This window comes from Mediterraneibacter sp. ICN-202921 (genome assembly GCF_037890075.1).
Lineage (GTDB): Bacteria > Bacillota > Clostridia > Lachnospirales > Lachnospiraceae > Mediterraneibacter > Mediterraneibacter massiliensis.
Window position 1 is genome coordinate 361997 of the sequence record NZ_JBBKBE010000001.1, and the last position, 12987, is coordinate 374983.

Here is a 12987-nt window from a genome sequence, read left to right on the forward strand (position 1 = left end):
AGTGTATCACAATTTATTTGCAGCTGCAATAAATCTAGAGTATTGTGTTTTTGCAAAAAAAGTATTACAATAAAAGTGGATTATCTGCCTGTTTCTTTAAATATCGGCAGTCATCTGACAGAAAGGAGAACGTCAAATTGAAAAAATTTTTTAAATGGTTTTTGATTCTGGCAGCCGCAGGAACAGCCATCGGACTTATTATTTCCTATTTCTGCAAGGGAAGCTGCCTTCAGGAGAACGCGTGTACCGAAGACGCTCCTGATTTAACGGAAGATGAAGATCTAGATGTAGATTTAAAGCCAGTTTCTGACAGAGAATACGTTTCACTTCAGAAAAATGACAAAGAAGATACAGAAAAAGAACTTACGAAAAAGGAATCTGATATCCAAAAAGAAAGTAAATGATAATAAAAGACACCGCGATGTACCGACCCCCAAAAAGTTAGATCACGATTGGAGGTCGGTATTTTTATGTCTAAAAAATGCGTAGCAGATAAAAATTCTACTACGCAATAAAAGTTTAACTTTTGGAAAACGCATCCATTTCCTACAGTATCTTTTATTATTTACATCATTTCCACGCTTCTGAAAGCAGTTTTACAGCCTGCCTTATTTGTTCTTCCCCCATATTGGCATAACCTAAAAGTATAATCGCTTCTTTTGCCTGTCTTCCTTTTTTTTCTTCCACATAATATTCCGAAAGCCCATATACCTTTACTTCTTTTTGAGCAGCCCTTTCTATCAGCCTCTCCTCATTTTCACCTGAGAAATGAAGCAGCAGATGTACGCCTGCATTCTCACCAGAAATCTTACACTTGATCTTTCCCTCTTTCAGGCAGCCAAGAAGTACATCGTGCCTGTTCTTATATAGTGCGCGTGTCTTATTCAGATGTCTTTCATAGTATCCATTTTCAATAAATTTCTGCAGGATCAACTGATCTACTTTAGAAACCGTAGAATTTAAAAATCGGCATTTCTTCATATACACCGTTAAAAGCGGTTTTGGCAATACGATATATCCCACTCGGATAGCAGGAGCGATCGACTTGGAAAATGTCCCTGTATAGATGACTTTTTCCTGCGCATCAAAACCCTGCAGGGCAGGAATAGGCTTCCCCTTATATCGAAATTCACTGTCGTAATCATCTTCGATTATATACCGCCCTTTTGCTGCATTTGCCCATTTCAAAAGTTCGATCCTTCTTTGGATCGGCATCACAATCCCTAAAGGGTACTGGTGAGATGGCATCACGAAGGCAACATCTGCTCCTGTTTTCTCCAATTCTGGAATACACATACCTTTTTCATCCATACCAACAGTACATACTTCATAAGTAAGATTCTCAAACAACCGATATGCCTGCCTATAGGTCGGATTCTCCAACGCCACTTTATGATCTGTTCCTATGATCGTCGTCAGCAGCATTAAAAGATAATCATTTCCCGCCCCGACGATGATCTGTTCCGGCTGGCAATTCACCCCTCTCGCCTGATGCAGATAGCTGCTGATCGCATTTCTAAGTCCATATTCTCCCTGCGGATCCCCAAGACGGAACATCTCCGCCTGGTCATCCCCCAGACTTTCTCTGGAAAGTTTTCTCCATACATTATGGGGGAAACTTTTTAGATCCACTCCATTGGGTGTAAAATCATACCGGTATTTTTTTTCTTTATGTTTTACCTCTTCTTCTATCGTTTTTACCGGACGTTTCAAACTGTAAAGTCCTTCTATTTCTGACACAAAGTATCCCTTACATGGCCTAGCTTCTACATAGCCTTCTGACAGAAGCTGTTCGTAAGCCAATTCCACCGTGCTCCTGCTGATCTCCAGATACTGACAAAGCTGCCTTGTAGAAGGCAGCCTTTCTCCGCTTTTCAGTCTGCCTCCCTGTATATCTTGTTTAATATAAGCATAAATCTGCTCATACAGGGGAATACCCGTATCTGGCTGCAAATGAATGGTTAGTTCGTTCATGTAAATTCCCTCTTTCTCAACCAGTCCACTTTCTTCAAAAAGTAAGGCAGGTCCTACCTTTTAGGATACCTGCCCTTACCATCTTGCCATCTATGTTTTGCAGTTTCTATTATTTCGGAAGTTTAAAGGAACTTTTCAAAGAAACGATCCGATTGAACACTAATGCATCCTGTTTGGAATCTTTCGAATCTATGCAATAATATCCGTTTCTTACAAACTGATAACTGTCATATGCTTTTGCACCTTCAAAACTCGGTTCCACATATGCATCTTTCACGATTTTCAAAGAATTCGGATTTAAATTAAGGGAACCATCTTCCTTATTATATACGCCCTTTTCCTCATCGATCAAGTTTTCATATAAACGCACTTCTGCTTTCTGAGCATAAGGAGCCGGTACCCAATGAATTGTCCCTTTCACCTTTCTTCCCGTAAAACCACTGCCCGCCTTTGTCTCTGGGTCATAAGTACAGTGCACTTCTGTCACTTTACCGCTTTCATCTTTTACAAAACTTACACATTTCACAAAATACGCATGCATCAGACGCACTTCATTTCCAGGAAACAGACGAAAATACTTCTTAGGAGGTTCTTCCATAAAATCTTCTCTTTCTATATATAATTCCCTGCAGAATGGCACTTTTCGGCTTCCCAGTTCCTCATTTTCCAGATTATTTGCTACATCCAGATACTCTGTCTGCCCTTCCGGATAGTTGTCGATCACCAATTTAATCGGATCTAATACTGCCATCATTCTTGGCTTTTTCATCTTCAGATCCTCTCTGATACAATATTCCAACATCGCATAATCCACAGAACTCTGACTTTTCGATATACCGCACATGTCGATAAACATCTTGATAGACTCCGGTGTAAATCCCCTTCTCCTAAGTGCTGCAATGGAAACAAGGCGCGGATCATCCCAACCATCAACAATGCCGTCTTCTACCAATTTCTTAATATATCTTTTTCCAGTCACTACATTTGTCAAATATAATTTAGCAAATTCGATCTGGCGCGGCGGAGCTTCAAATTCACATTCCTTTACTACCCAGTCATACAGTGGTCTGTGATCTTCAAACTCTAATGTACAGATAGAATGTGTGATCCCCTCGATCGCATCCTCGATCGGATGAGCAAAATCATACATCGGATAGATACACCATTCATCTCCTGTATTATGATGACTCATATGCGCCACACGATAAAGGATCGGATCCCGCATGTTAATATTAGGTGAAGCCATATCTATCTTCGCCCGCAGTACTCTTTCTCCATCCTGGAATTTCCCTTCCTTCATAGCGGTAAATAATTCCAGATTCTCTTCTATGCTACGATTCCTGTATGGACTTTCCTTCCCCGGTTCCGTCAATGTTCCGCGATACTCTCTGATTTCATCTGGAGAAAGATCACACACATATGCTTTCCCTTTTTGTATCAACTTCACTGCACATTCATACATTTTATCAAAATAACTGGAAGCAAAATACAGGTGTTCTTTCCAATCTGCGCCCAACCATTGGATGTCCTCTTTGATGGAATCTACAAACTCTACCTTTTCTTTCGTAGGATTTGTATCATCAAAACGCATATGGAATTCACCGTTATATTTCTGTGCAAGCCCATAATTTAAAAGAATAGATTTCGCATGTCCTATATGAAGATAACCGTTTGGTTCCGGGGGAAAACGTGTACAGACATGATCATAAACGCCTTCCGAGAGATCTTTGTCTATTTCCTGCTCTATAAAGTTCTTTGAAATGATTTCGTTTTCCATAAGTTCCTCCTCAATCTCAAACTTTTCTGCCACTAATCTTACCATAAAAAGACAGCCTCCACAAGGTCTGTCTTGCTGTTTTCTCTTACCGGTTCTTCATCGTTTTCCTATTTCCCTTTATGCACATCTATGCTATACTTAGAAAAGTATTTTTAATTTTGAAAGGACTATTTATATGAAAAGAGAAAAATTTGGTTCCCGTCTTGGTTTTATCTTGGTTTCCGCAGGATGTGCCATAGGTCTGGGAAATGTCTGGAAATTCCCATATATGACAGGAAGATACGGAGGCGCCGCATTTATATTGATCTATCTTTTGTTTTTGATCATTCTCGGTATGCCGATCATCGTCTGTGAATTCAGTGTAGGACGTGCCAGTCAAAAAAGTATTGCCACTTCTTACAATGCTCTTGAGCCGCCGCATTCACGCTGGCATTATACCCGCTGGTTTGCGATCGCAGGAAATTATATATTGGTCATGTTCTACTCTTGTGTCGGCGGATGGATGCTTTACTATTGTTTCCGTATGGCAAAAGGTGAATTTGTACATGTTACATCCGCACAGGTAGCGCAGAAATACGATGCCATGCTCCAATCTCCATACCGCCTTCTTTTCTGGACTGTCATTGTCATTTTGATTGCCTTTGGGATCTGCAGTATCGGCCTGCAAAAAGGTGTAGAAAAGATCATGAAGATCACCATGCTCTGCCTTCTGGCTATCATGATTATTCTTGCTGTTCGTTCCGTCACTTTATCTGGTTCTGCTGAAGGATTAAAATTTTACCTCATACCAGATTTTGAGAGAATGAAGGCAAGCGGCATAGGAAATGTCATTTTTGGCGCTATGAGCCAGGCCTTTTTTACCCTGAGTATCGGAATGGGCGGTATGGCCATTTTTGGAAGTTACCTGGACCAATCCCGTTCTTTAACAGGAGAATCCTTAAGTATTGTACTGCTTGATACCTTCGTAGCCCTCACTGCCGGACTCATCGTGATCCCTGCCTGTTTTGCATTCAACGTAGAACCTGATGTAGGTCCAGGTCTTGTTTTTGTCACCTTGCCCAACATTTTCTCTCAAATGCCGGGCGGGCGTCTGTGGGGAGCTTTGTTCTTCCTATTTTTGTTCTTTGCCGCATTGTCCACCATTGTCGGCGTATTTGAAAATATAGTTTCCTTCGGTATAGATCTGTTCCATTTTTCCCGTACAAAGTCTGTTGGGATCAACATCGTACTGATCACTTTGTTAAATATTCCCTGTATTCTCGGATTTAATATATTATCTGAAATACAGCCTCTTGGAGCAGGTACAAATATTATGGATCTGGAAGATTTCCTAGTCTCCAATAATATTCTTCCTCTGGGTTCCGTCGTATATCTGCTTTTCTGTACTCATAAAAACGGATGGGGATGGAAAAACTTTATTCGAGAAGCAAACTCAGGAGAAGGATTAAAATTCCCGCAATTTATCCGTGGGTATATGACTTATGTACTGCCGTGGATCGTTGTCATCATTTATCTGAAAGGATATTACGATATGTTCAGCAAACAAAGCACCCCTGTATTCGTAATATGGATGCTGATCGCATTCTCCTTCCTGTTCATGATATTAGCCGTCAGCCGCAAAAAAAGCAAACTATAAATTTAACAAAGCAACAAACAATGCGAAAAGAACAGATCATACCATGTGTCATGCCTGCATGTAAACAGGGTATGATCTGTTTCTTTTTATTCGGCGATCGCCGATAGCGAAATGGAACGTAAGCGGAATTGAGCTAACACTGTGGAAGCGCTTGAAAAATAATTGCGCGATAACTGTATATTACAATCTTTTCTTTAATTTTAACAGAGCCTGTACTATGATCGCCGCATGATCTGCCGCTATCTGCCCCTGTTTTCTGACATAAAATTTCTGTTCACAGATTATTCCCGCTTTTTTTTCTTTTTCTATAACCGCTTCTGTTCTTAACTTCTTTTCTTTATTTTCCAGCTGAAGAAGATATTCTGTACAGAGCCACTCTCCTTTCTTTATAGTGTCTAGTTCTTTCAAACAAACTTTCCACCAGAGTGCATCTGCGGCATCATCCCCTGCTTGTACCTTTACTTCCGCCTCTTTTACTAATGCCATATATGCTGTCGTTATCACGCGCGCCCGCGGATCTCTGTCATAATTCCCCCAGGTTCCAAGCTGCTCCATTGTGATTCCATATACACCGGTTTCTTCCTCCAATTCCCTTCTGGCTGTTTCATCCAGATTTTCTTCCAAATCAATAAAACCTCCCGGCAGTCCCCAGAAACCGATGCTGGGATGATTTCTGCGTTTAACAAGCAGAATACTTAATTCATCTACACTTTTGATCAGATCCGTATTATAGGAAAATACAACGGCATCTGTTGTGCAGCAAGGCGTCTTATATTTATACGGATCATATTTTTCCAAGAATTCCTCCAGTGTCTGTCCTTTCTCATCTCTCTCTCCGGTTCCTTGAAATAAAGAAACATCTTTTAAAAATGCCGGCATACTAAACGCTCCCTTCTTTATCTGATATTCATCTAAAAAATACCCCGATCTTTTCTATAAGACTTATAAACAGCAGTATATCCTCCGTGGGCCTGCCTTCTGCTTTCAAAAAAGAAAAATACTCCGGTATTCCAACTATTTTGTCATTTGCAGCACTCCAGTCTCTTACTAATATTTTTCCAAGCTGTTCTGTATCCTCTGCACTAAAATACATGCCTATCCGGATGTTGTTTTCCATTGCGTTCAGAAAGCGATAAAAATAAGGTTTCCTGTTCTTGGCATCTTTTTCAAGAAAAACCGTCATTTCTTTCAATGCGGCACAAAGAGGCAGTAACTCTTCTCTTTTAGGTACTCTCATATTTCTTCTCTTAACCGTACCGATTTCACACCTTAAACTCTATTCTAAGTATATCATATGTCCCGGACATTTTAACATTTTGTAAAAAATCGTGGCATTTTTCTTCAAAATATAACCTATAAAATTCTTGACAACACTCTATATTATGTTGTATATTTATATCGTTGTGTACAGTGACAGTCAACTGTAATGCAGGCTGCCTTGGCTCAGTAGGTAGAGCGTCGCCTTGGTAAGGCGGAGGTCGGCGGTTCAAGTCCGCTAGGCAGCTTTTTAAAAAAGAGGACAGTTATAAAAAGTGTGGACTCATTTCAGAATACGCATTTTTTATAACTGTCATTTTTATATACAAAGATCTGCTTTTATTTTAACTTTTCTTTTTGGATCATATCCCGTATTGCCTGCACCGCAACTTTGATCGCACAATCTGTTTCATGCGCCTGCTTATTTGGAAGTCCTTGTCTTTCTCTTTCCTGATTTGCCACGACCAAAAAAACAGATCCCACTCTCACTCTTCTGTATGCTCCTACGATGAATAATGCTGCTGATTCCATCTCTGACGCCATACACCCCATACGCAGCCATGCATTCCATTTTTCGGTCAGCTCGTAACTCACCGGATGCTTTTCCGGCTGATGCTGTCCATAAAAAGAATCCTTACATTGAACAATTCCTGTATGATAAGAAACGTTCTCCTTTTTCGCCGCCTCAACCAGAGCGTTTGTCACCTCCAGATTTGGAACCGCTGGATACTCAACCGGCGCATATTCTTTACTCGTTCCTTCCATACGAACAGCACCCGTGGCGATTACCAGATCACCTCCGCACACCTCTGTCTGCATCCCGCCGCAGGTGCCTACTCTAATAAAGGTATCTGCACCGCAATTACACAATTCTTCTAGAGCGATAGAAGCAGATGGACCGCCAATCCCGGTACTTGTCACGCTTACCTTTCTTCCATCCAGTGTGCCCGTATAGGTAACAAACTCTCTGCTGTCCGCAATAAGCACAGGATTCTCAAAATATTGCGCGATCTTCTGACATCGTTTTGGATCTCCAGGAAGAATCACATACTTTCCCACATCGCCCTCTTTCAATCCAACATGATACTGAATGCTGGCTCCTTCTGTGTAGTCTACCATCTTACCTTGCCCCCTTTGCTTTTATAAATGAAATCCCATTGGCACCAGTTCTTCTAGTGTAAATATCTGATATTTCTCTTGATCCGCTGCCAGAACGATCAGAAAATCCGGGCCGCAAAATTCCAGCATGACCTGTCTGCAGACTCCACAGGGAGGGCAAAACTCATTGGGAGTTTCGTCTTTTGGCGCCCCTACGATGCAGATCGCCCGAAATTCTTTTACCCCTTCACTGACAGCTTTAAAAAATGCAGTTCTCTCTGCGCAGTTACTCGGACTATATGCCCCATTTTCAATATTACATCCTGTATATACTATCCCATTTTCTGCAAGCAGCGCCGCACCTACGCAAAAGTTGGAATACGGTGCATAAGAAAATTTTCTCTGCTCTAACGCACATTTGATCAGCTTCTTCACTGTCTGTTCTTCTAACATACATTCCGCCTCCAAACCCTTCTTTTTACTCAAAAATCTGAAGCCTGCTATATACTCTATTTTCCCATCTCTGTCCTTGTTTCCCTTTGTACTGCTACCCAGTCTATTACAGTTTCTCTGAATCCAGCAAAATCGTAAACGGACCGTCATTGACCAGACTGACTTTCATCTCTGCCCCAAACTGCCCTGTCTGTACGCAGGAAATCTCTCTTTTGCATTTGTCAATGATATATTCATAAATCCGCTCTGCTTTCTCAGGGTTTCCTGCCTCTATAAAGCTTGGTCTGTTTCCCTTTTTGCAATTTGCATACAGTGTAAACTGAGAGACTAGCAAAAGACTGCCTCCTACATCCTTTAAAGATAAATTCGTCTTGCCGTTTTCATCTTCAAAGATCCGAAGTCCGATCAGTTTTTTTACAAGCTTATCTGCTGTCTCTAGTGTATCTTCTTCTGATACGCCAATCAAGGTAAGAAAGCCTTGCTTGATCTCGCCAATCTTCTTATTTTCCACTGAAACAGACGCCTCCGTCACCCTCTGTATAACAAATCTCACCGTATTTTCCCTCCAAACATTTTTTCCGCTTTATTTTTGATCCTTTGAAGCGCATTGTCTATCGCTTTCGGACTTTTATCTAACAATTCTGCGATCGTCCGATAATCTGTTCCCATCAAATGCAGATATAAAACATGATTTTCCAATGTGCTTAAATTCTCTTTCAAATTCTCGATCAATGCCTCTGTATACTCTTTCCCAAAATACAATGCCTCTGGATTATTCTCCTTTTCCGGTTCGATTGTATCTATTAGAGCAAGTTTTTTTCCTTCCCCTTCTGTTTCACTCTCTTCGTACAAGGAAACATAGGAATTTAAAGGCAGATGCTTTTTCCTCTTTGATGCCTCTATTGCTGTATACATCTGCCGTGAAACGCATAATTCGGCAAAACTAAAAAATGAAGCGCCCTGAGATTCGTCAAAATCTCTTACTGCTTTGATCAGCCCGATCATGCCTTCCTGGATCAGATCCTCATTCTCTCCCCCCAGCAGATACATTGCTCGTGCTTTTTTTCTCACCATAGATTTATATTTCATCATGATAAAATCCATGATGTCATCTTCTCCTGCGCGCAGTTTTTTGATCAGCTGCTCATCTGAGATTTTTTCATATTTTCCCATTCTTTTTTCCTCTGTTCCCAATCAGGACATTCTCTGTCTGACTATCTCATAGGCGAGCACCCCTGCCGCAACAGAAGCATTCAGAGAATCAATCTCCCCTTTCATTGGAATGCTTGCTGTAAAATCACAGGTTTCCTTCACAAGACGTCCTACCCCGTCCCCTTCATTTCCAATAACCAGTCCGATCGGTCCTTTTAGATTCAGACGATACATGGATTCGCCGTCCATATCCGCACACACAAACCAGAGTCCTCTCTTTTTCAACTCCTCCATTGTCTTTACAAGGTTTGTCACCTTTGCCACTGGTGTATAATTCAAGGCTCCCGCGGATGTTTTTGCCACTGTAGCGGTAAGACCTACCGCCCTTCTTTTCGGTATGATAACGCCATGTGCTCCAGCCAGATTTGCGGTACGGATGATCGCGCCTAGATTATGAGGGTCTTCTATATTATCCAAAAGAATAAGAAACGGATCTTCTTCCCGCTCTTGCGCTAATGCAAACATGTCCTCTATTTGCGCGTATTCATATGCTGCCGCATAGGCAACCACTCCCTGATGCTGTCCTGTCTCCGATAACTGTGCAAGTCGCTCTTTGCTGACAAACTGAAGGATAGTATCTCGCTTTTTAGCTTCCCGCACGATCGTCCTCACTGGTCCGTCCTGGCATCCGTCCAAAATAAACACCTTGTCGATTGGTTTCCCGGAACGAAATGCCTCTAATACTGCATTGCGTCCTTCCAGTAAAAGTGTATGCTCTTTTTTCCTTTCTTCCACTTTAGTCTTCTCCCCTTTCCGCCAAGCTGTCCAGACCTATTTTTACGAGTTCTGTCAGTCGTTGGTATTCTTTTTTTAAATACAGATACCCCAAAAGCGCCTCAAATCCCGTCGCCCTTCTATAATCTGTAATAGACTGATTTTTCGCGGGAGATACGGATTTTGCATTTCTCCCCCGACGATACACCGTATGTTCCTCCTGCGTCAAGTGTTCCTGCATTTTACGCATCATTAGAGACTGCGTGGACGCCTGCACGTATGCGCTCGTATCTTCGTGCATTTTATGCACCTGCCTGTTTCCTGCGCTCACGATCCAACTCTTGATGATCAGATCGTATATACAATCGCCAATATAAGCAAGTACAAGAGGAGAGTAGGTTTCTGCCTCCATCTCTTCTATATTAAACATCTTCTCTATATAGTAATCCAGGCCTTTTTCTACGCTCTTTTCCATTTTACTCCTTCTCTTGTATCTTCTAAAATAATTCCTTTTGCAAGCAGTGTATCTCTGATTTCATCTGCACGTGCAAAGTTTCGCTCTTTTCTTGCAGCCTGTCTCTCCGCGATCAAAGCCTCTATCTCTGTGTCCAGTACTTCTTCCTTCTTCTCAATCACGATTCCAAGCACGTCTGTGAGAGCTGTCAGTCTGCCAAGAAGGGCTTCCAAATATTCGGTTGAACTCTCCACATTCGCAGTCGTATTCGCGTATTTCACCAATTCGAATACCGATGCGATCGCATCCGCCGTATTAAAATCATCATCCATCGCCTTCTCAAAGCTTTCTGCATACTGTCCGCTTTCAGAAAATGCTTCTTCTTCTGCCGCAGACATACTTTCTACTTTTGCATTTTTCTTTAAAAAACGCAAATTCTCCGCTGCCGTCACGATTCTGTCCAGACCGCTTTTAGCGGCTTCCATCAGATCCGCGCTGAAGTTCAAAGGACTTCTGTAATGCGCGCTCAGCATAAAAAACCGCAGGATCTGCAGATCATATTGTTCACTGATCTCTCTTACGGTAAAGAAATTTCCGAGAGATTTAGACATTTTACGGTTATCGAGATTCAAAAAAGCATTGTGCAGCCAATATTTCGCAAATTCTTTTCCATTTGCCGCCTCACTCTGCGCGATCTCATTTTCATGGTGTGGAAATACAAGATCCTCACCACCTGCATGTATATCGATCTGTTCCCCTAAGTATTTCTTTGACATCTCAGAACACTCGATATGCCATCCCGGACGTCCTTCTCCCCATGGTGATTTCCAGGCAGGTTCTCCTTCTTTTTTCGGTTTCCACAGCACAAAATCAAGAGAATCTTCCTTCTCATCTTCTCCGGTCACGAGAAGAGAACGTCCGCCCGACTGAAGATCATCCAGATTTTTATGTGACAATTTCCCATACTCCTTAAACTTGCGTGTCCGATAATAAACTGTTCCATTCTTCTCATATGCATATCCCTTCTCAATGAGCGTCTGGATCATATCGATCATCCCGCCGATTTCTTCTGTTGCCAGTGGATTTTTCGTCGCCGGTTTAATATTCATCCCATCCATGTCTTTTTTACACTCCGCAATATAACGCTTCGAGATTTCTTCTGCCGTTACACCTTCTTCTATTGCCTTTTTAATGATCTTGTCATCTACATCTGTAAAATTTGACACAAAATTCACATCATATCCTTTATATTCAAAATATCTGCGTACTGTATCAAAGACGATCATCGGTCTTGCATTCCCGATATGGATAAAATTGTAGACTGTCGGTCCGCATACATACATCTTTACCTTTCCCTCCTCCAAGGGAACAAATTCTTCTTTTTGTTTTGACATCGTATTATACAGCTTCATCTTATATCTCCTCTCTTTTTTCTTCTATTTTTATCTTTGTCGTTTTTTCCTGTCCGCACTCATAGCCATCCTCTTCCATACATTTCATCTTTTTCAGCATTTCGATAAGCTGGCTGTGCATTTTTTCGTTATCTGCCTGCAGCGAATGAATATCGTTTAAAACTGGATCCGGCAGATGGATCTGATCCATATCGCTTCGCGGGACTTTCTTATTCCCCATCCGCACAACGCGTCCCGGTACTCCCACAACAGTACAGTTCGGCGGCACTTCTTCCAATACGACCGATCCAGCCCCAATCTTCGAATTCTCTCCAATAGTAAAAGACCCTAAGATCTTGGCTCCGGCGCTGACCATCACATTATCCTCAAGCGTAGGATGCCGTTTTCCCTGTTCTTTTCCGGTTCCTCCAAGCGTCACTCCCTGATAGAGTGTCACATTATCGCCTATGATCGTCGTCTCACCAATGATGACGCCGCTCCCATGATCGATAAACAGTCCTTTCCCAATCGTCGCTCCGGGGTGTATCTCGATCCCGGTTTTTCTTGCTGCCCGCTGCGAGATCCATCTCGCCAAAAAATAATGCTTTTTCAGATATAATTTATGTGCCACACGGTATCTGAGGATCACTTTAAAACTCGGATACAGCAATACCTCCATATTTGATTTGATCGCAGGGTCACGTTCTCTTATGACCTGAATTTCTTCCCTGATATAAGATATAATTCCCACCTGAAATCCTCCTTATATTTCTATTTTATGTATACATCTATCCAGCGCATCTATATCGCAGAATGTTTCAAAAAACTTCCTGCGATATAAAAAGACCCCGTCTCATCTAGAGACGAAGTCTTTCCGCGGTTCCACTCTATTAAAAGAATCTCTTCTTTCACTTTCTGACATGTAACGTATGTCTGTTACGTACCCTGCTACCAGGAAACCCCTTCGCAGAATCAGCTCCCGAATGCACTTCGCACGCCCTCCCCTTAAGACTGCTTTCAG

The 12987-nt window shown here is 41.8% G+C and carries 14 protein-coding genes, 1 tRNA gene and 1 other annotated feature (1 of these 16 running past the window's edge); of the genes, 3 read left to right on the forward strand and 12 right to left on the reverse strand.

Features of this window, described 5'->3' with window-relative positions; translation table 11 throughout:
* Positions 1-137 precede the first annotated feature (137 nt).
* Complete coding sequence (locus WKT01_RS01745) at positions 138-404, forward strand: hypothetical protein (protein ID WP_117975750.1); 267 nt, start codon at positions 138-140, stop codon at positions 402-404.
* 166 nt (positions 405-570) lie between these two features.
* Here the strand turns inward: WKT01_RS01745 and pdxR are convergent, their stop codons facing one another.
* Complete coding sequence (gene pdxR / locus WKT01_RS01750) at positions 571-1974, reverse strand: MocR-like pyridoxine biosynthesis transcription factor PdxR (RefSeq protein ID WP_340311334.1); 1404 nt, start codon at positions 1972-1974, stop codon at positions 571-573.
* Between the two features lie 109 nt (positions 1975-2083).
* On the reverse strand, positions 2084-3751 hold the full coding sequence (locus tag WKT01_RS01755; protein ID WP_059070510.1) for a glutamine--tRNA ligase/YqeY domain fusion protein: 1668 nt from the start codon (positions 3749-3751) through the stop codon (positions 2084-2086).
* 175 nt (positions 3752-3926) lie between these two features.
* Between WKT01_RS01755 and WKT01_RS01760 the strand changes: the two genes are divergently transcribed.
* On the forward strand, positions 3927-5387 hold the full coding sequence (locus WKT01_RS01760) for a sodium-dependent transporter (protein ID WP_340311335.1): 1461 nt from the start codon (positions 3927-3929) through the stop codon (positions 5385-5387).
* Positions 5388-5567: 180 nt separating this feature from the next.
* On the opposite strand, the gene WKT01_RS01765 is transcribed toward WKT01_RS01760, so the two are convergent.
* A complete protein-coding gene (locus tag WKT01_RS01765) occupies positions 5568-6266 on the reverse strand; it encodes an NUDIX domain-containing protein (protein WP_059069913.1) in 699 nt (232 codons plus the stop codon).
* Positions 6267-6294: 28 nt separating this feature from the next.
* Positions 6295-6624 carry a hypothetical protein gene (locus WKT01_RS01770; RefSeq protein ID WP_340311336.1) on the reverse strand — a complete coding sequence of 110 codons (330 nt, stop codon included), beginning with the start codon at positions 6622-6624 and terminating at the stop codon, positions 6295-6297.
* Positions 6625-6819: 195 nt separating this feature from the next.
* Here WKT01_RS01770 and WKT01_RS01775 point away from each other — a divergent pair.
* Positions 6820-6892, forward strand: a tRNA-Thr gene (locus tag WKT01_RS01775).
* Positions 6893-6983: 91 nt separating this feature from the next.
* Here the strand turns inward: WKT01_RS01775 and udp are convergent.
* The 8 genes from udp to epsC all read right to left on the reverse strand — a co-directional run bounded on the left by udp (position 6984) and on the right by epsC (position 12717).
* Positions 6984-7763 (reverse strand): uridine phosphorylase, encoded by a 780-nt coding sequence (gene udp / locus WKT01_RS01780; RefSeq protein ID WP_340311337.1) that lies wholly within the window; start codon positions 7761-7763, stop codon positions 6984-6986.
* A 21-nt stretch (positions 7764-7784) separates the two neighbouring features.
* Complete coding sequence (locus WKT01_RS01785; protein WP_445299683.1) at positions 7785-8195, reverse strand: cytidine deaminase; 411 nt, start codon at positions 8193-8195, stop codon at positions 7785-7787.
* A 106-nt stretch (positions 8196-8301) separates the two neighbouring features.
* Complete coding sequence (dtd, locus tag WKT01_RS01790; RefSeq protein ID WP_059069921.1) at positions 8302-8748, reverse strand: D-aminoacyl-tRNA deacylase; 447 nt, start codon at positions 8746-8748, stop codon at positions 8302-8304.
* A complete protein-coding gene (locus WKT01_RS01795) occupies positions 8745-9368 on the reverse strand; it encodes a sigma-70 family RNA polymerase sigma factor (RefSeq protein WP_059070512.1) in 624 nt (207 codons plus the stop codon). Before WKT01_RS01795 ends, dtd begins: the two co-directional genes overlap by 4 nt.
* Before the next feature lie 21 nt (positions 9369-9389).
* Positions 9390-10142, reverse strand: coding sequence for a 23S rRNA (guanosine(2251)-2'-O)-methyltransferase RlmB (gene rlmB / locus WKT01_RS01800; protein WP_059069924.1), 753 nt, complete (start codon positions 10140-10142; stop codon positions 9390-9392).
* 1 nt (position 10143) lies between these two features.
* Entirely contained in the window at positions 10144-10596 is a 453-nt protein-coding gene (locus tag WKT01_RS01805; RefSeq protein ID WP_059069926.1) for a Mini-ribonuclease 3, read from the reverse strand.
* Complete coding sequence (gene cysS, locus WKT01_RS01810) at positions 10581-11987, reverse strand: cysteine--tRNA ligase (protein ID WP_340311339.1); 1407 nt, start codon at positions 11985-11987, stop codon at positions 10581-10583. Before cysS ends, WKT01_RS01805 begins: the two co-directional genes overlap by 16 nt.
* 1 nt (position 11988) lies before the next feature.
* Entirely contained in the window at positions 11989-12717 is a 729-nt protein-coding gene (gene epsC / locus WKT01_RS01815; RefSeq protein ID WP_059069931.1) for a serine O-acetyltransferase EpsC, read from the reverse strand.
* Positions 12718-12822: 105 nt separating this feature from the next.
* Positions 12823-12987: a binding site (T-box leader), on the reverse strand; it runs 60 nt beyond the window's last position.